The 19,598-nt window shown below is 43.1% G+C and carries 18 protein-coding genes; 7 read left to right on the plus strand and 11 right to left on the minus strand.

The window, feature by feature from the left end; translation table 11 throughout:
* Positions 1-21: 21 nt before the first annotated feature.
* From QM873_RS07015 to pulA, 5 genes are all read left to right on the plus strand, one after another.
* Positions 22-1,317 carry a sugar ABC transporter permease gene (locus QM873_RS07015; RefSeq protein ID WP_414279059.1) on the plus strand — a complete coding sequence of 432 codons (1,296 nt, stop codon included), beginning with the start codon at positions 22-24 and terminating at the stop codon, positions 1,315-1,317.
* Between the two features lies 1 nt (position 1,318).
* Positions 1,319-2,161, plus strand: a complete 843-nt coding sequence (locus tag QM873_RS07020; RefSeq protein ID WP_342991686.1) for a sugar ABC transporter permease — start codon at positions 1,319-1,321, stop codon at positions 2,159-2,161.
* 228 nt (positions 2,162-2,389) lie between these two features.
* Complete coding sequence (locus QM873_RS07025; RefSeq protein WP_342991687.1) at positions 2,390-3,202, plus strand: DUF1189 domain-containing protein; 813 nt, start codon at positions 2,390-2,392, stop codon at positions 3,200-3,202.
* 11 nt (positions 3,203-3,213) lie between these two features.
* The gene (locus tag QM873_RS07030; RefSeq protein WP_342991688.1) at positions 3,214-4,197 is read left to right on the plus strand and encodes a LacI family DNA-binding transcriptional regulator; all 984 of its coding nucleotides are present in this window, start codon (positions 3,214-3,216) and stop codon (positions 4,195-4,197) included.
* Between the two features lie 8 nt (positions 4,198-4,205).
* On the plus strand, positions 4,206-6,257 hold the full coding sequence (gene pulA / locus QM873_RS07035) for a type I pullulanase (protein ID WP_414279060.1): 2,052 nt from the start codon (positions 4,206-4,208) through the stop codon (positions 6,255-6,257).
* A gap of 34 nt (positions 6,258-6,291) precedes the next feature.
* On the opposite strand, the gene QM873_RS07040 is transcribed toward pulA, so the two are convergent.
* The 11 genes from QM873_RS07040 to QM873_RS07090 all read right to left on the minus strand — a co-directional run bounded on the left by QM873_RS07040 (position 6,292) and on the right by QM873_RS07090 (position 17,112).
* Positions 6,292-7,233 (minus strand): YitT family protein, encoded by a 942-nt coding sequence (locus QM873_RS07040; RefSeq protein WP_347088139.1) that lies wholly within the window; start codon positions 7,231-7,233, stop codon positions 6,292-6,294.
* Positions 7,234-7,303: 70 nt separating this feature from the next.
* Positions 7,304-9,058, minus strand: a complete 1,755-nt coding sequence (gene aspS, locus QM873_RS07045; RefSeq protein WP_414279061.1) for an aspartate--tRNA ligase — start codon at positions 9,056-9,058, stop codon at positions 7,304-7,306.
* A gap of 100 nt (positions 9,059-9,158) precedes the next feature.
* Positions 9,159-9,395: a hypothetical protein gene (locus QM873_RS07050; protein ID WP_185946480.1), complete on the minus strand. Its 237-nt coding sequence runs from the start codon at positions 9,393-9,395 to the stop codon at positions 9,159-9,161.
* Positions 9,396-9,538: 143 nt separating this feature from the next.
* Positions 9,539-10,807: a D-alanyl-lipoteichoic acid biosynthesis protein DltD gene (gene dltD, locus QM873_RS07055; RefSeq protein WP_414279062.1), complete on the minus strand. Its 1,269-nt coding sequence runs from the start codon at positions 10,805-10,807 to the stop codon at positions 9,539-9,541.
* A complete protein-coding gene (gene dltC / locus QM873_RS07060; RefSeq protein WP_006595371.1) occupies positions 10,800-11,039 on the minus strand; it encodes a D-alanine--poly(phosphoribitol) ligase subunit DltC in 240 nt (79 codons plus the stop codon). The genes dltD and dltC overlap by 8 nt, the downstream gene beginning before the upstream one ends.
* Before the next feature lie 18 nt (positions 11,040-11,057).
* Positions 11,058-12,308 (minus strand): D-alanyl-lipoteichoic acid biosynthesis protein DltB, encoded by a 1,251-nt coding sequence (gene dltB / locus QM873_RS07065; RefSeq protein ID WP_414279063.1) that lies wholly within the window; start codon positions 12,306-12,308, stop codon positions 11,058-11,060.
* Positions 12,305-13,855, minus strand: a complete 1,551-nt coding sequence (gene dltA / locus QM873_RS07070) for a D-alanine--poly(phosphoribitol) ligase subunit DltA (RefSeq protein ID WP_414279064.1) — start codon at positions 13,853-13,855, stop codon at positions 12,305-12,307. The genes dltB and dltA overlap by 4 nt, the downstream gene beginning before the upstream one ends.
* 14 nt (positions 13,856-13,869) lie before the next feature.
* A complete protein-coding gene (locus tag QM873_RS07075) occupies positions 13,870-13,998 on the minus strand; it encodes a teichoic acid D-Ala incorporation-associated protein DltX (RefSeq protein WP_006595368.1) in 129 nt (42 codons plus the stop codon).
* Between the two features lie 146 nt (positions 13,999-14,144).
* On the minus strand, positions 14,145-15,410 hold the full coding sequence (locus QM873_RS07080) for a S41 family peptidase (RefSeq protein WP_414279065.1): 1,266 nt from the start codon (positions 15,408-15,410) through the stop codon (positions 14,145-14,147).
* Between the two features lie 246 nt (positions 15,411-15,656).
* Positions 15,657-16,340, minus strand: coding sequence for a DUF4956 domain-containing protein (locus QM873_RS07085; protein WP_414279066.1), 684 nt, complete (start codon positions 16,338-16,340; stop codon positions 15,657-15,659).
* A complete protein-coding gene (locus tag QM873_RS07090; RefSeq protein WP_414279067.1) occupies positions 16,333-17,112 on the minus strand; it encodes a polyphosphate polymerase domain-containing protein in 780 nt (259 codons plus the stop codon). The genes QM873_RS07085 and QM873_RS07090 overlap by 8 nt, the downstream gene beginning before the upstream one ends.
* A 227-nt stretch (positions 17,113-17,339) precedes the next feature.
* Between QM873_RS07090 and QM873_RS07095 the strand changes: the two genes are divergently transcribed.
* A complete protein-coding gene (locus QM873_RS07095) occupies positions 17,340-18,548 on the plus strand; it encodes a carbohydrate-binding domain-containing protein (RefSeq protein ID WP_414279069.1) in 1,209 nt (402 codons plus the stop codon).
* Positions 18,549-18,917: 369 nt separating this feature from the next.
* Positions 18,918-19,583, plus strand: coding sequence for a DUF4947 domain-containing protein (locus tag QM873_RS07100; RefSeq protein WP_238662898.1), 666 nt, complete (start codon positions 18,918-18,920; stop codon positions 19,581-19,583).
* Positions 19,584-19,598 lie beyond the last annotated feature (15 nt).

A 19,598-nucleotide genomic window follows, 5' to 3' on the forward strand; every position in this document is an offset into this window, starting at 1 on the left:
ACTCACTTATAAGGAGTCGATATGGAAACACAACAAAATCCAAAAAAGGCAATGTGGTTATCCCTCATTCCTGGCTTGGGACAAATCTATAACAAACAGAAAGCAAAAGGATACATCTTCCTCGGTGTAACACTTGTCTTTCTTGCTTACTTTTTCGGTATTGGTTTGGAGGAATTGTCCAAACTCGTTACCCTCGGTACTGTCCGTGGAAAAGATAATTCTCTTTTTATCTTGATTCGTGGTGCCTTCCACTTAATTATCACCGTCGTTTATTTGATGTTCTACGCTCTAAATATCAAAGATGCGAGTACTGTAGCTAAGCGGATTAATAATGGTATTCGAGTGCCGAAGACCCTAAAAGAGATGGTGAATGCTATCTATGAAAATGGCTTCCCCTATCTCTTGATCATCCCTTCTTATATTGCCATGACCTTTGCGATCATCTTCCCTGTTTTGGTTACCTTGATGATTGCCTTTACCAACTACGACTTTAAGCATACAGCTCGCTTTACACTCCTCGATTGGATCGGACTTCAAAACTTCACCAACATGTGGACTTTGAGTACCTTCCGTTCTGCCTTTACATCTGTATTGGGCTGGACCTTAATCTGGGCTTTAGCAGCTTCAACACTTCAAATCGTCCTTGGTATCCTGACGGCCATTATTTCCAACCAAGCATTCATTAAAGGAAAACGCATCTTCGGTGTTATCTTCCTTCTTCCTTGGGCGGTTCCTGCCTTCATCACGATCTTGACCTTCTCAAACATGTTCAATGATAGTATCGGGGCCATCAATGCGCAAGTCCTTCCGCTCTTTGCGAAGATTTTCCCATTCTTGGATGGGGTTCTTATTCCTTGGAAAACAGATCCTACTTGGACGAAAATTGCTTTGATTATGATGCAAGGTTGGCTCGGCTTCCCTTACATTTACGTCTTGACACTCGGAATCTTGCAATCTATTCCAAACGACCTTTACGAAGCAGCCTATATTGATGGAGCGAATGCTTGGCAAAAATTCCGCAACATTACCTTCCCAATGATTTTGGCGGTTGCGGCACCAACGCTCATCAGCCAATACACCTTCAACTTTAACAACTTCTCCATTATCTACCTCTTTAACGATGGTGGACCTGGATCTGTTGGAGGAAATGCTGGTTCGACAGATATCTTGATTTCTTGGATCTATAAATTGACAACGAACTCATCACCTCAATACTCAATGGCTGCTGCGGTTACGTTGATTATCTCTCTGATTGTGATCTCGATCTCGATGATTGCCTTTAAGAAACTGCACGCATTTGATATGGAGGATGTGTAAAATGAAAAATTCAGTTCAATTTAAACGCTGCCTGAATCATTTCTTGACTTACCTCTACTTGGTTGTCCTTTCCATCATCATCATCTATCCCTTGTTGATCACGGTTCTTTCAGCCTTCAAAACTGGTAACGTCAGTGCCTTTACGCTTGATTTCAGTGGCAGTCTCAGCTTTGATAACTTCCAAAAACTCTTTACGGATACCCTATATGGTACTTGGTACCTCAACACCTTGATTATCGCCATTATTACCATGGTTGTTCAAACATCCATCATTACCTTGGCAGGGTATGCTTACAGCCGCTACAACTTCTTGGCTCGTAAGCAAAGTTTGGTCTTCTTCTTGATTATCCAAATGGTCCCTACCATGGCTGCTTTGACTGCCTTCTTCGTTATGGCTCTTATGTTGAATGCCTTGAACCACAGTTGGTTCCTGATCTTCCTCTATGTCGGTGGGGGAATCCCAATGAACGCATGGTTGATGAAGGGTTACTTCGATACAGTACCAATTTCACTTGATGAATCTGCAAAATTGGATGGTGCTGGACACTTCCGTCGCTTCTGGCAAATCGTCCTTCCATTAGTTCGCCCAATGATTGCGGTCCAAGCTCTTTGGGCCTTCATGGGACCTTTTGGAGACTACATCTTATCTAAATTCTTGCTTCGCGATGAAATCAATTACACGGTAGCTGTTGGTCTTCAGACCTTTATCAGCGACCAAAAAAATCAAAAGATTGCCTTCTTTGCGGCAGGTGCGATTCTGATTGCAGTCCCAATCTGTGTGCTGTTCTTCTTCCTTCAAAAGAACTTTGTTTCAGGCTTGACAGCTGGTGGGGATAAAGGATAAAATAAACTTTTCTATAACCTTCCAGCAATAATGAAAAGGACGAGATCTCCTCTCGTGCTTTTCTCCCAGTCACATAAATTTTATCTTTAAGGAAAGGATGGGAGTGGGACAAGGATAGCAAGTTGATTGATTTGCTACCGGTCTCTCTCCCATCTTTGGTTAAGGATAAAATCTTGTTATGCTCTCCATACAAGGGAAATCCATCCCGGAGATTAGAAAGGTCTCTTCATGCCCTATCCATTTAATTATTTTTCCAGCCTTTTTCAGGTAAGAAAAGCATTTGCGAACCGCAAACAACTCAACTGGTTCCAAATGATCTTTACCTCACTCTTTCTTCTATCCTTGACCCTGATTCCTGTTGCCGTTCAAAATGCGGAATTACAGACCTACCCCTTAACCACCTTTGTTAGCGATGTCTTTGATCCCTTAACAGAGGATGTTATGAAGGACTTGAAAGAAAATGTCCGTATTGAACAGCATGAACTAGTCTATAACAGTCATTTTGGAGTTCATAAGAACAAAGCTGGCCATGTTATCATTGGTCATCACGAAGGGACTCCATTAGGTGAAAAATTAACCCTCTACTTCGATAAGACCCAACTAGTGATCAGCAGAGAAAATAAAGAACTTGCAAGCATTCCTTATCAAGCAATCAATCAAAAGAGTCTTGAAAACAAAGATGCTTTAAGCCAAGCCATTTCCAAAGATTGGTTCCAAGCCAATCGATTGGCAGTTAGTCTCTTCCTCGTCCTCTTCTCAGGTTTCTTATCTGCTGTGAATTTTGCAATTTTAGTATTTGGAGCTTCCTTCTTCCTCTTCTTGACACGGAAGTCCCGTCTCTTCTCTCTCAAGACCTTCAAAGAATGCTTCAACTTCACTCTCAACTGTCTTGGATTGCCTATTCTTGCGAGCGTCCTGATCAGTTTAGTATTCCACCAAGTCTTTACGACAACCATCTTGATCCAAAATATCCTATTTGTCTTGTTCCTTGCACTTGCTTTCTATAAGACTCATTTCCGGGATCCAGATTACAAACCTTAGGGAGGTCCTTTATGCGTGTCACCATCAAAGATGTAGCCAAACTTGCTGGCGTTGCACCATCTACCGTTACACGAGTGATTCAAAATAAATCTACCATCAGTGAAGCCACTAAAGAACGGGTTCGTTCTGCCATGAAAGAACTAGATTACCATCCAAACCTCAATGCTCGTAGCTTAGTGAGCCAGTCCAGTCAGGTGATTGCCCTTGTCTTGCCTGATGAGAGTGATGTGTTCTTCCAAAACCCTTTCTTCCCTACGGTCCTCCGTGGGATTAGTCAGGTTGCTTCTGATTATGGCTATGCCATTCAGATTTGTACAGGGGCGAATGAAACCCACCGCCTCGATCAACTCAAACAAATGATTTATGGTAAGCGGGTAGATGGGCTCATCTTCCTCTATTCCAAATTGAATGATCCTCTGGTTGACTTCTGTATTCAAGATAAATTTCCTTTCTTGATTTTAGGAAAAGCAACTTCACCTTTTGTATCCTTAGTCGATAACGACAATGTTAAGGCAGCCTTTGACGCGACCGAATATTTTATCAATAAGGGATACCAACACATCGCCTTTGTTGGAGGAAACAAGGAATTGGCCGTTTCTCAAGACCGCTACAAGGGCTACCAAGAAGCTCTTGCCAGTCACCAGATCCCTCTTCGTAAGGAATTGGTCAAGTTCTCCTTTGGTTTCTTGCTAGAAGAAAATTCTTATCAAATCATGGATACCCTGCCTTTTGAAGAACTTGAAGCACTCATGACAACGGATATTCTAGTTGCCGAAGGGGTTCGGAGATACCTGAGCGACAAACAGGTCGACCTTCCGATTATTTCCTTCGACTCCATTCAACCGCGGATCCCTATTGACGCCTATATTGATATCAATACGGTTGAATTGGGACGCGAATCTGTCAGAACCTTACTCCAAATTATTAAAGACAACAAGGAAAACAAAACTGTTTGCTACAGACAGCTCATTGAACACTCGATTATTGAACTTTAGGAGAACCTATGACCACACACTTTGCTGCTTATTTAGATGACCAAGACTTGATTCGCATGGAAGGAGGAGAGAGCGTAACGGCCTTTCTTCCTTTTACATTGACGTCTGGTTCGAAAACGATTGAACTCTTGCCGACAGAGGATGAAAAAACTCTTCGAAGCCCCCTTCCCATCGACATGAGTCAAAGCTATACTCTCTCCAACGCTAAAGGAGAAACCTGCCTCCTACACTACCGGGACATTGTCCGCCAACCCATCTTTGATCAGCTATATGCTTATGATGGAGAGGATTTAGGAGCTCATTACTCAAAAGAAAAAACGACCTTTGCCTTCTGGGCTCCCATTTCTCAAGAGGTTGAACTCTTGATTAACCAAACTGCCTACCCGATGGAGCGGACAGAAAAAGGAGTTTGGCGTCTAGAACTCGAGGGAGATTGGGAAAAATCCTCTTACTACTATCAACATCAAGTCAACGGTGTAACCCATATCGTTCATGATCCTTATGCTCTTTCTTCTGAAGCCAATTCAGGAGCTAGCTATGTCATCGACCGACACAAGATTGAACGCCCCATTCAGAGAGCAACGACGCAATTGGATCCGACTGAGGCCATTATTTATGAACTGAGTGTCCGTGATTTCTCCATGCAAAAAGAAGCTGGTTTCCATCATCCTGGAACCTTCCCAGCCCTCTTAGAATCTCCTAAGCATGGAGAACAGACCTTTGGCTTTGACTATTTGAAATCCTTGGGAATTACTCATATTCAGCTCCTGCCCCTCTATGATTTCGGAAGCGTGGATGAAACCAACCCTACTTCTGGCTACAATTGGGGCTATGATCCTGTGCAATACAATGTTCCTGAAGGAAGTTTTAGTACCCAGGCAAATGATCCTTACCAACGGATTCTCGAGCTACAGCAAGTAATTGATGCCTACCATAAGGCAGATCTCAGCCTCATCATGGACGTTGTCTATAACCATGTTTACCTCTCTGATGAATTTGCTTTTGAGCGGATTGTCCCAGGCTATTTCTATCGCTATGACCAAGACCGTCAACGAACCAACGGAACCTTCTGTGGCAACGATGTAGCCAGCGAGAGAGCCATGGTTCGCAACTACATCAAGCAGTCAGTCAAGCAATGGGTTCAACTCTACGGCTTTGATGGTTTCCGCTTTGACCTGATGGGCATTCTTGACCGCCAAACCATGATGGAAATTCAAGAAGAATTAGTAGCCATTTACCCCAACATTTACCTTTATGGAGAAGGCTGGAAGATGGATACTGGACTGGATCCTGAACTCTTGGCCCATCAATACAATGCCAGTCAACTCCGTCCGTATGGCTTCTTCAGTGACAATTTCCGTGATACCATTAAACGAAGCATCCTGAACGAAGGACGTATCGACAGTCGCTATCAGGCCAATGATCTGGCTAATATTTTGACTGGTAACGTCGGTCTCAAAGGAGCCCCTCACTTTGTGCGTCCTCAACAGGCGATCAACTATGTGGAATGCCACGATAACGCGACCTTCTTTGACTATCTCAAGATTGAAGATCCAAACATTTCAGAGGAGCAACGTCAGGCTAAAGCTCGACTAGGCTTGCACCTCGTCCTCTTGGCTCAAGGAGTTCCCTTCCTACATGCTGGTCAAGAGTTCTATCGCAGCAAGGGCTTAGAAGAGAATACTTACAATCTTCCAGATGCTCTAAATCAACTAGACTGGCTTTCTTCTATAGCTTATGAAACAGATATTCAGTTCCTGCGCGAATTGATTGCCTATCGTAAAAAGGAAGAACTCCTCCGCCTTGTAAATGCCCAAGACATTCGAGATTATTGTCAAGTTACTTGGACTTCGGAGAAGATCTTCTCATACAGCATCGAGAAAGATGGGCGTAAGCTTCTTATCCTGGTCAACCTTGGGGATCAAGATTGGACTTATCGACTCAAACAATCTGCAAAATTAGCGATTTCCTACCCTCATGTGTATGGGAGAGAGCAAGAACTTTCTCAAGAAGAATTTACCATTCCAGCCCATGGTTGGATTTTGGTAGAACAAGCATAAAAAAATTCCTGCAAGAAGTTCTTGCAGGAATTTTTTAATCTTCCACTTCGACAAAGCGTCCAATAATATGAACGTTTTCGGATATGGTAATAAAAGCTTGAGGATCAGCCTTTTTCATGAGAAGTTTAAACTCATTAAACTCTGCTCGTGTAATAACGGTGAGCAAGACTGCTTTTTCCTGATGATTGTAGGTTCCTTCCGCATTGTGGATAATGGTGGCACCACGATGCAAACGTTTATGAATTTTCTCAATAATCTCCTCAGGATGGCTGGTGACAATCATAGCCTGCATCCGTTTCTGCTTGGTAAAGACAGCATCTGTCACCCTACTAGAAACAAAAATCGTAATCATCGAATAGAGCGCGTACTTCCAACCAAAGGTCATCCCGGCAATCAACATGATGGTCCCATTGACGATGAGAGATATTTTCCCGACATTCTTACCCGTTCGTTTTCGAATGGTCAAACTAACAATGTCGGTTCCCCCACTGGAGATATTGTTCCGAAGCGCAAATCCAATCCCTGTCCCCATAACAACCCCCCCAAAGAGAGCATTCATAATAGGATCATTGGTCAGAGTAACCACTGGCATAAATTGGATAAAGAAGGAACTCATAGACACCGTGATAAAGGTGAAAATAGTAAACTTATGGCCAATTTGATACCAAGCGATGATCATCAAAGGGAGGTTGATGGCATAAAAAGATAGCGAAACTGGAATGGTAAAGCCTAAAAATCGATCACTAAGGGCGGATATAATCTGAGCCAATCCTGTCGCACCACTGGAATACACTCTTCCAGGCTGGAAAAAGAAGTTCACGGCAACCGCAGACAAGAAGCCATAGACCAAAGAAGCCGAAATCTTTTCATCATACTTCTCTCGGGAAATACTTTTTAAGACCCTTAGTAATTTAAAGTTATAGGCCATTCTTCGTATATAATAACGCAAGATTTTGCCTAAGTGAGTTTTTTTCATGATTATCTCTCAATTTATAAATAAAGGGAAAATCCCAGAACTTACTTCTGCTGATTTTCCGCTTTTATTCTTACTCCTCAGTTTTGACTTCTACTTGTAGACTCAACTCTTCCAGTTGTTTGGTGGCTACTGTAGAAGGAGCTTGGGTCATTGGATCTGTTGCCTTGTTGTTCTTAGGGAAGGCAATCACTTCACGGATATTCTCCTCACCAGCTAACAACATGACAAAACGGTCCAAACCAAGAGCCAATCCACCATGTGGAGGGAAACCATAATCCATAGCTTCTAGCAAGAAACCAAATTGCTCTGTCGCATCTTCTTTTGAGAAACCGAGAGCCGTAAACATCCGTTCTTGCAATTCTTTTTGGTTGATCCGGAGACTTCCTCCTCCAAGTTCGTAACCATTGAGCACAATGTCATAGGCAATGGCACGTACCTTGGCAAGATCGCCCTCTAATTCATGAGCTGTATCTGCTTGCGGAAGTGTAAAGGGATGGTGAGCACTCATGTAACGGCCTTCTTCTTCAGACCACTCAAACATTGGCCAATCTACCACCCATAGGAAGTTGAATTGACTGTTGTCAATAATGTCTAATTCCTTGGCAATTCTACAACGAAGAGCACCTAAAGTTGCGTTGGCTACTTCTAGTGTGTCCGCTACAAAGAGGACCAAATCTTTTTCTTCCAACTGTAAAGCACTTGTCAACTCTGTTGTCACATCTGTCAAGAACTTAGCAACTGGACCGTTTAAAGCACCATCAGCTACCTTGACCCATGCAAGACCTTTAGCCCCATATTGTTTGGCCACTTCGGTCATCTTATCGATATCTTTACGTGAGTAGTTGTCTGCTGCTCCTTTGACCACAATGGCTTTCACTGCTGGAGCTTCTGAAAAGACCTTGAAGTCTACGCCCTTTACAACTTCTGTCAAGTCTGTCAAGAGCATCTCAAAACGAGTATCTGGTTTGTCAGAACCGTAAAGAGCCATCGCATCATCGTACTTCATTCGTGGGAAAGGAAGTGTCACTTCAATCCCCTTGGTTTCTTTCATGACACGCGCGATTAAACCTTCTGTAATATCTTGAATTTCTTGCTCTGTCAGGAAGGAGGTTTCTAAATCGACCTGTGTAAACTCAGGTTGACGGTCCCCACGTAAATCTTCATCACGGAAACATTTGACGATTTGATAATAGCGGTCAAAACCAGCATTCATCAATAACTGTTTGGTGATTTGAGGGCTTTGAGGCAAGGCATAAAAGTGACCCTTGTTAACACGAGATGGAACGAGGTAGTCACGCGCCCCTTCTGGTGTTGACTTAGAAAGAAATGGTGTTTCCACATCGATAAATTCCAACTTATCCAAGTAGTTGCGGATAGAATGTGTTACCTTGGCACGTAATTTCAAGTTTTCCAACATTTCTGGACGACGCAAGTCCAAATATCGATAGCGTAGACGGGTATCGTCGTTAGCTTCAATGCCGTCCTTAATCTCAAATGGCGTTGTTTTTGCCGTATTAAGGACAGTCAAAGAAGAAACATGCATTTCAACCTTACCTGTTGCAATTTTATCATTGGCTTGCTGTCTGGCAGCAACTTGACCTGTCACTTCGATCACATACTCGCTACGAAGACTTTCGGCCGTTGCCATGACTTCCGAACTGACAGTTTCTGGATTGATGACCAATTGCATAATCCCTTCACGGTCCCGCAAATCAATAAAGATCAATCCACCCAAATCGCGGCGTCGACTCACCCATCCCTTGAGGGTTAGTTCTTGTCCAATGTGTTCCTCTCGAACACGCCCAGCATACATGGAACGTTTCATTGTATTTTTACTCTCCAAACTAATATTCTTCCTTCTATTTTACCATAAAGCCCGTCAGATAAGTGCTTTTCCAGATATTTTTCCAGAAAAAACAGTTCTTTTATTCCGCTTCTTTCCTGGTAGGAGTTTTCTCTTGTTTAGCCTCTTCATCATATAGGGTAGGGGCCAAGATTTTCATCAGACTAGCTGTTCCAAAACGCATGACAGTTGCCAAGACTCCAAATATTGGAGCCAAGCCACGGAAAAAGAAGTCCCCTCTGACTAATTGGGTGATGAGGCCCGTCATGAGAAAGATCACGATTCCTTGAAGAATCGCATAAAAGGCTATTTTCTTCATTGTTTTCATGGTTTACCAGTTCCTCTCTTTCTAGTAGATAGACTTATCCACAAGTCTGTGGATAAGTCTGTGAATATGGGGATAAGTTTCTTCAAAACCATAGGAAAAAGGTTGAGACTGGGTATTCTCAACCTCTTCGCATCTTACTTAAATTGATCCGGCTGACCTTTGTACTTAGCCCAGTCCTGACTTAAGAAACGATTGTTAATCTTGTATTCAGGAGTAGGTTGAGGGTTGGAGACAAAAGGATCAACTGCCTTGTCAAATGCCAACCATCCATTCCAGCCCATATGAATGGTGTCCTGCATAAAGTAGGGATTATCACCATCTTTAGAAAAATCAGCAATATGGGTAAAGCCTTGACTTTCTAGTTGGTAACGGATTTTTTCAACTGTCCGTTGATACATTTCTTTACTCAAACCTGTATAAGCCATCCATTTCGAGTTCACTGGAGGGATGACAAAGATGACATTGGTTTTAGATTGAGCAAACTGATCCAAGACCAGTTGTAAATCATTGTATTCTGGGGATTGTTCATAGGATTCATTCTTTTGGAATCCTTTGAGTTTCTTGAGCTTACTCGCAAGACGGTGGCTATAAAAGCTGTTACTAATGCCAAGCTTATTGTTATTGGTTTTCTTTTTGGCTTCCGCCGTCGCCACTTCTTCCAAGGCTTCGTAAGAAAATGTATCTGGCAAATCATTTAAGCGAGAGAGAACCTTCTTCTCATAGTTGCTATTGTTCATTGCCGTAAAGGTGCTAAAGAAGGCATCCTCCCGACGAACAAAGCGCATGAGGGTCTGATTGAGACCTTTTTCAAAACTAGATAGATTTTGACCTTTGGCTAGCTTTTGAACTCCTCCCTGCATAGCAACATTAGGGTACTGCTGCAAGAGACGAGATGCCGCATACTGGCTTGCTGGTCTAGCTTCCTGATTGGCCAAAAAGCTGGTTAATTGATCACTGTTAAAGTATTGCTGGAAGGCCGATGAATCATAACCGTCCTTCGTAAACCACTGGGGAGATACCACATAGACAGCCGTTTTCCCTTCTAGTTGAGGAAGAATTTGCTGCATCCCAAAATATTGGTTCAAGGACGCCGCCCCTCGTTGTCCTAAAAAGTACGGACGATAAGAGCGATCATACTTCTCTGCTAGTACTGCTGGGTGGACGATGTCAAATCGCAACCATTCGCTGGAACCAAAGAAGGGTACAAAACGATAGTTGGGATCCCCGAGTGCTTCTTCCTTACGGGCGCGACTTTTAAAGCCTTCTGCTGTCAAGCTCACTGCAGCCTTTTTCTCCTCTGTCAGATTGTGTTTGTGGTTAATCGGATAGAAAAAGAGAAGAGTAGCGACAAGAGCCATGGCGCAAAAGACAGGACCCAGAATCAGCCACAATCGTTTAAGCATTCTGAAGCTCCATGACGCCTTCTACGATTTTGTTGGCTGTATTCCAGTCATCACGACCAAATTCAGATACGGGAACCCGAATATCGAAGCGGTTTTCCAATTCCACAATCAACTCAACGGTTCCCATGCTATCAAGGACACCAGCATCAAAGAGATCCTCATCCATCATGTCTGAGACATCTTCCATAAACAATTCGTCAATAATTTCAATTACTTGTGATTTTACATCCATTTTTCATTTTTCCTTTTCTTATTTCATTTTTGGAAACCATTGCTGATCCAAGAAGCCTGAGAAAATCAGGAAGGACAGCATAACGGTATTGAAGGTAATAAAGATTCCAAGAGCCTGGGTCCAGCGATTGTCTGGTAGGGGCTCTAGTCCTTTTGCTTTACGTTCTTTATTGATTGTTTTTTTCTTCCGAAGCCAGGCATCATTGATCACAAGACCAAGTCCGTGGAAAAGACCATAAGCAACATAATACCAGGTCACTCCATGCCAGAAGCCCATGACCAACATGTTAATGATATAGGCAACGTTTGACGTTGTAATCCGACTCTGAAAGACCTTGTTACGCATCAAGACCATAACCAGACGCATAAAGACAAAGTCACGGAACCAGAAAGATAAACTCATGTGCCAACGATTCCAAAATTCCTTTAAATCACGTGATTTGAAAGGAAGGTTAAAGTTGATTGGGCTCTTAATCCCCATCAGGTTGGATGTCGCAAGGGCAAACATGGAATAGCCTGCAAAGTCAAAGAAGAGGTCCAAACCAAAGACGTACATCACCCCTAAGGTTCCTAGGTTAAAGACGCCTCCTTGAAGAAGGGCATAAGTCTTAACATGACCTAGCAAGAGATGACCAAAGATATGAGCTAGAATGAACTTATAGAGAAAGCCAAGCATGATATACTTGACACTCTGCTCCAGCATATCGAGGAGCTCATCCCGATCTGGAATCGTCAGGTAATCTTCATTGAAGCGTTTGAAGCGGTCAATCGGCCCACTTGAAAAAGTCGGCATAAAGAGCAAGAAACGCAAGAATTCCCAGAGACTAAATTCTTTGAGGGTCCCATCTCGCATCTCGATAATCATCCCTACCGCTCGGAAGGTCAGATAGGAGATCCCAAGGAAGCCCATCCAAGACTGGGTGCCATCAATGGCTGGTTGCACCTTCACGAAAACCAAGGGCAAAACGACCAAGAAAGAGTGAAGGTAAAAGACCCACTTGTTATCACGCTGGCTTCGGTAGAATTTATAGGAATAGACCCAGAGGATTTGCCAAAAGAGGTAGAAAAGAACCGCATAGATTTGTTTCAAGTCCGTCCCTGTCAACATCAAAACAATAAAGGCTAAGCTGACCAAGGCTTCATAGACTGGGAAACGCTTCTTAAAGAAGAGACCAACAAAGATAGGCAATAAGGCCCCAATCAGATAAATAAAGTAGACCGGGGTGCCATAGGGTTCTAAATGAGGGAGCTGTTTCAAGAACTCGATCATCGGTTGTTAACCTCGCTAATCAACCCTTTGATGTCGATTTTCCCATTTGGAGTTAGCGGCAAGCTGTCACGGTAAAGGAATTTTGAAGGCATCATATAAGACATCATGATGTTTTCTAAATCTTCCTTGATTGCTTTGGTAATATCAATCTCGCGCTCAAATTGTTCCTTGACCCCATCTTTTAAGATGACATAGGCTAAGAGATTTTGAACCTTGTGATCTTTGTTGTAGCGCGGTACTGCGACAGCCGAGTCGATGTACTGAGACTTATTCAAGTTTTGAGAAACATCCTCTAGTTCGATACGGTAACCATTAAACTTGATCTGGAAGTCCATCCGTCCACCATAGAGAAGGAGGCCTTCATCTGTCATGGTTCCGACATCTCCTGTATGGTAGGCTGGAAGACCTTCAAATTCGAAGAAGGCTTCTGCTGTTTTCTCTGGATTATTCATATAACCTTTTGAAACAGCCGGTCCAGAAACGATGATTTCTCCTTGCTCTCCATTTGGCAATTTGTTTCCTTCCTCATCAATGATGAAGGTTGGAGAATCTTCTTTGGTATAACCAATTGGCAAGCGTTTCAAAGTCGCTAGCATCTCATCTGTGATAGCCACTGCCGACAAAGCAACTGTTGCTTCCGTTGGCCCATAAGCATTGATGATCCGCGCATTTGGGAAACGCTCGCGCAATTTCTGAGCGGTTTTCACGGTCAACTCTTCCCCATCAAAGTAGAAATGGGTAATACCTGACATCTTTTCAGCATTGAAATCTTCAGACAGCATGGCCATATCTGCAAAAGATGGTGTTGAAGTCCAGATAGCAATCGGGAGAGAAAAGATGGTCGCAAAGAGTTGTTTAAAGTCTTGAGTGATGGCTGATGGAAGTGCAAAAAGCGTTCCTCCAAGAGCCAAAGTTGGTGCCCAGTACATAACAGATAAGTCAAAGGAATAGGGTGGTTGCGCCAACATTTGCGGACGCTCTGGCGTCGCAAATTCCTTGTCTGTAATCATCCAGTTGGTGAAGCTGAGCAAGTTATCATGCGAAATTTGCACCCCTTTTGGTTTCCCAGTTGTCCCTGAAGTAAAGATGATGTAGTAGTTATCATCCCCTTTGACCGGATGTTGCAAATCATAGGCATGCTGAGCCGCATAAGCTTGACGCACTTGCTCCAAGGACATGATTGGAGCAGCTGGGTTTTCAATTGGAAACTCATTGATGGCAATAATTAAGCTTGGTTCAGCTACTTCAACAATGGCAGACACGCGCTCCAAGGCAGAGTGGCTATCAATTGGGATATAAGCATGGCCAGACTTGGTCAAGGCCACAAAAGTTGCCAACATTTCATATTCTTGGCCACCAAAGACCACAACAGGGGACTTTTCAGGAAGTCCCATTTGGTCAATATGGGCTGCTAAGCTATCTGAATCAGTCTTCAATTGGCCATAGGTATGCTCTTCTCCAAGGACATTGTAGACAGGATAGTCTGGTTGAAGTTGGGCGTAACGTTCAATCGCCTCAATCATATCAGTAATTGGTTGGTTTGACACGGTAGGGATCTCCTTTAAAATTCATTGTAAATAAAGCCGCCTTGACCTTGACCAAGGTAACTAAAGAAATAGAGTAGGGCTAAGAAAATAGCGAAATACAAAATTGTTTGCCCTATAAATTTATAAAGTGTTTTATGTTTCATCTTTTTCACTCTTCATTTTGATTTTCACTGACTATTTTACCATTTTTTGTTCAGTCATAGCAATCCAAACACAAGGAAAAAATACTAGAAAACGTTACCATAAGAGACGATTGCTATCCTGATTTAAGCCAACCGCTATCTAAGCATTATCTTGCCGTTTCGCAACTCTGACGAATTAGCTCCAAACACTTGTCTAGATCTACATCTCTTTCAAAATGGTCGGGACTCCATGGAACCTCTATATCCGGCTCCACACCTTGATCCGTCATTCCTTTCCCTTGATCTACGCATAGACAACGAGAAGTAGGAAACATCAATCGATAATCCCCATAATCAACGGTACAACAATTGGAATAATCTAAAATCCCGAGAGTTGGTCGACCCACAACTGTTACTTTCTTAAACTGCTTCATCATCTGGACAAAGTTATCCCCAGATGAAGCGCAATAGATATCTGATAAGATAAAGATCCGTTCGGGATAGTGGCCTCCTCTAACCTCTGGGAAGAATTCCTCGCTTTCTTGCTGATACGGTACATAGCCTTTCCCCCGATGGCAAAGCAAATCCTCTTTCATATCTCCAAGCAGTTTAATGGTTTCAGGACTAATTTCTTCCTGTTGCATCCAGTCCTCAAAGTCTTTCAAGCGCAGATCAACATTGCGTTCCGTGTAGAGAATTTCCATACCATCATCGTCCCAGTCAAGCGAATCATAGCCCTGATCCTTCTCTAATCCTAGATGTAATAGAGGGAGATACAGAGAATCTGTCCCTCCGCCGTTCTGTCGGACATCAATGAGAAGGAACTTGACCTCCGTCATCATCGGTAAACACTCTTGGTATACCCGACTAATAGCTCCTTCATCCATAAAGTTATCCAGACGAAGGTAAAGGATCTCATCGTCTAATCGTTTCCAAAAGATCTGATCTTGGATCGGCTCTCTACTGGGCGCTACTTCAATGGTCTTTTCTACCCCTTTCCGGAGAAGAGTGACCCTTCTTGATTGAGAGACCAAATCCGCCCATTCTCGATAGTGTCTTTCAGGGGTCTTACTGATAAAATAGTCCTTATGAAGAGACGCTACCTGCTCCAAATCACTTCCATCCAGACTTAGGATCTGGTCCCCTGCTTGGAGACCCGTATCTGCATTCGCCTTTTCAACATAAAGTTGATGGTCCATTACGCGTAAGAGAAAGCCTTTTTGACCAGCTTTTTTATTCTGAAAGGAGATATGGCCAATAATTCCAAAACTAGCTAGGTAGGACCTGACTTGATAAAGAAAGGCATCATCCGTCATATCATCTGTCATTTTTTCTCGAAAAGGCTCTGGATCGCATCCTTTTCGGTCTTTGATGGTAGATGAATCGTGAGTCATAATGGAGACGACATCTTCAAAAATAGCAGTTTTTTTCATAAAGGATTCCTTCAATTTTTTAGAAACAGTATACCACTTTTCCTTAAAAAGTTCTTAAAAACCTAAAAAGAGGCTGGGACAAAAGTCCTAGCCTCTCAATTGTCTTTGGATTGTCGAGCAAGACGCAGTGGTTGAGTGGGCTCTACTACGCTGATTTCATCAGCTTTTACAGCCCTACTCAACTGTGCGGAGGTGGGACGACGAAATCGAATTCTAACGAATTACCGATTTCTGTCCCACTCTCTTCTATAAATTCTTTCTTTTCTTAGCCTTCTTGGTCAAGGATACATCGCAATGATGAATTTCTTCTGTTAGGAGGGTCGTCATGGCAAAATCGTCAACTTCTGGTCTCAGATCTACTTCATAATCCAAGGTAAGCTGTTCCCCATTTTGGCTTGTATTGACCGAAATCAAGTCAACTTCTGTACAATTGCGATCCAGCAAACGGCTGATCTTGTCGGCAATCCGTTCTTGATTTTCTACTTGAATCGTCAGGTGACGGCGCCGTTGGTGGTCAGTCTTACTTTGCTTGGTTTCGAGCAAGAGCCAGATAGCTAATAGAAAGGCCGTAAACAAAACCGCCAATAAGAGGTAACCCGATCCCGCCGCCAAACCAATGATCATGGCTAGGAAAATCGCGATCAATTCTCTCGATCCGCTGGTAGCAGACCTGAAACGAATCAAGCTAAAGGTTCCCGCTACTGCAATCGAGGTTCCCAGACTCCCGTTCACCAGGAAAATCACCAGGGTCATCATGCAGGGAAGCAAGGTGAGACTGACGATAAATTCACGCGTATAGAGTGTACGGTATTTGTAGGTCCAAGAGAGGGCCAGACCGAGCACCAGACTGACGACTAAGGCCAGCATCAGGCGTCCCGGATCCACAGTTGCCGTAGCATTGTTAAAAATAGAATCAAATAGATTAGGCATAGGCAACACCTGTCCTTTCCTGAATTGGCGTTGGTGCATAATCTAAGCCTTGTGACTTATGGTAGGCACAACTGTATTTCGAAAATTTCTGTTTGACCAGTCCGTACTTATCCAGAATGTCCTTCAGCCACTGAGGTTCTTCACCTGGGGCCTTGATTTCCATAATGATGGTATTTTCTTCTAATAAAGGCTCTCCAGCTTTCCCACGAAGGAGACTGACCTGCTGATCCCGATAGACTAGGTTTTGATCCAGGGTGACCCGAATCTTATTGTAAGGATAGCCTTGGATGTTCTTCTTTTCTTTTAAGGACAAACGATCATAATAGATGTACATCTGAGGCTGTAGTCGGTGATCATAGCGCTGACGCAGAGCTTGGATTTCTTGCACCAAGTCCAAATCCTGAATGGTCTGATCCACTAGTCCATCCGTCATGAGGCGGGTAATAGAGGAGGGGTTAGAGACCAAACGGAACTTGTGGCCAATTCCTTCTGCATCCTTTGATTTTACTTCTAGAAAAGCCGGACTATCTACTGTTGGATGCTCTATATAGGTCCGCATCCGGATCTTTTCACGACGGTTCTGTTTAGCAAGGGCATCTTGGATCACATCGAAGTCTTCGGTATCAAAATAGACATTCGAAATCGTGGAGATGGGATAATCATCTTCAACCACATATTTCTTCAAATCTTTCAATAAATCATCCAAGTCTTCTTTATTCACCATATATTTGGTTTCAATCCGCTTGAAGCTTGTCTCTACCGTTTTTTTCATGTTTTTCTCCTTTTGTTCTATAAAAAGTTGGGCATTTTCTTTATCGCTTTTGTTGCAAAGCCACAAGTCGCTTTACTGGTTCCTTAGTTTAGTGGCCTTTTCTTAAGCTTTCATTAAGCCAAACTTAAAGAAAACTAAAGTTAAGGTTCCTTTCAGAAAAACTTTAGGAAACTTTCAGCTAGCAACTTTAGACTAGGAGCATATCAATGGAACGAGAGGAAAAGCTCATGAAATCAAACAAATGGAAATTCTTACTAACGGGGGCCGCGACCCTCACCTTACTGACAGCTTGTACCCAAGCGTCATCACAATCAGCTACAACAAACAATACCGCCCAAACAACTGCTACTTCTACTTCAAATAGTAAAACCGATAGCTCCAACTATTTTACAGATAAGGACAAGGACACCTCTTATGATGAAAGTACAGCCTCTACTGTCAAACTGTCTGGATCCACTGTGACCATCTCGAAGGCCGGAACCTATGTCATCTCTGGTGAATCTAATGGGGTTCAAATCAAGGTTGAAGCAGCTGATTCAGATGATGTTCATATCGTCTTAAAAGGGGTTACCATGACCAACACCAACGCGCCAATCTCTGCTACAAAAGCAGGACATGTCTACCTGACTCTAGCAGATGGCACGACCAATAACTTGTCTGATTCCAGTTCAAACAATGATGAAGACGCCGATGCGGTGATCTTCTCTAAAGGCGACCTCACCATCAATGGTTCGGGTACGCTCAATATTGATGCCAAGAAGAACAACGGGATCAAGGCCAATGACACTCTCCACATCACAGGCGGAACCTATAAGATCACGGCTGTAGGAGATGCCTTCAACGTCAATGATGAGCTCAATATCACCGGTACGACGATGACCATCGATGCAGATGAAGATGCGGTCAAGGTGGATAACGATGAAGATACATCTGTCGGAACCATGTATCTGTCTGACAATACCATGACCATCTCAGCTGGGGACGATGGTATCCATGCTTCTGGTGAACTGGTCATCGATAGCGGAACCTACAAAGTAACCGAGTCAGTCGAAGGTCTCGAAGGAAAATCGATCACCATCAACGGAGGGGATATCACCATCTACGCAACTGATGACGGTGTCAGTGCAGCCAATGCCAATGCCAACCAAGATGAAATTTTCTTCACCATGAACGGTGGAACTCTCAACGTTGAAGTTGGCCAAGGGGATACCGATCCAATCGACTCAAACGGTAATGTCACTGTGACTGGAGGAACCATCAATTTGACGGGGCAATCCGGCTTTGACTTTGATGGAACGGTCACCTACACAGGCGGGGATATCTATATCAACGGTGAAAAACAAACGGAAATTGTCAATTCCATGCCTGGAGGCGGTGGTGCTCCCGGCGGTGGCGGACCTCAAGGCGGTGGACCTGGCGGGCCTGGTGGACGCTAAATCCCTCTTCCAAGGTCACTAACTGAAGCACACAAGAAAGTGGGACAGAAATCGGTAATTCGTTAGAATTCGATTTCGTCGTCCCACCTCCGCACAGTTGAGTAGGGCTGTAAAAGCTGATGAAATCAGTGTAGTAGAGCCCACTAAACCACTGCGTCTTGCTCGACAATCCAAAGATAATTGAGAGGCTAGGACTTTTGTCCCAGCCTCCTCACTTCAAATGAAATCACAAGGAGTTGACCCTTACAGGAGAGAACATGTATGAATACCTACTTCATACATGTTCTCTCCTGTTTTTTCGTGCTTTCCAAGCTTTTATAGTGTACAATAGAAGAAATAGCGCTCTATAATTAGAAAGGGATTTACATGATGTCTAAAAAAATCACTCTCCTTGTAACGCTCTCTTTGAGTCTTTTCTTCTTGACAGCCTGTATGTCTGATTTTGAATCATATTTCAAACCGGATGAAACGAGCTCTCGTGCCTCTTCTAAAAAACAAGAGAAAAGTGAAAAAGAAGCCTCATCGTCAAAAAAATCATCTAAAGCTAGCTCTTCCAAAAAAGAGAAGAAAGAGTCTCAGACGGAAACCAGCTCTAGCAAAAAAATGGAGGAGCTCCCTGCCAATGCTAGCGAAGCTCCAACAGACAAGATCTATGCAACAGGCAATTCTGTCGTTTACTATAAAAAATATGACGGTGGATTAAAAGTGCATACACCTGATTTCGAAGGCTATACAACAAAAATAGTCAAAAAAATTCTTGGAAAACCTGAAAAAACCCATGTTGATTCAAATTATATGCTCGAGACCTTTTCAGAAAAGGAAAAAGAAAACCTTGTTAATCTCTATCAAGAGGGACACTTAACAGAAGAACAACTCCATGCTTTTTGGGCTGGTGTAGTCGATCTAGCTCAAACGGCTCAATTAGAGCAAACTTTTACAGTCTTTACCTACAAAGAAGGACAAGTTCAACTTGTCTTTAAGGATGACAACCTTGTCTATATTACTCCAGATCCAGAAGTGCTTTATTTTAACTAAGAAAAATCCCCTTTC

The sequence above is a fragment of the Streptococcus australis genome, assembly GCF_047463015.1.
GTDB classification, from domain to species: domain Bacteria; phylum Bacillota; class Bacilli; order Lactobacillales; family Streptococcaceae; genus Streptococcus; species Streptococcus australis_F.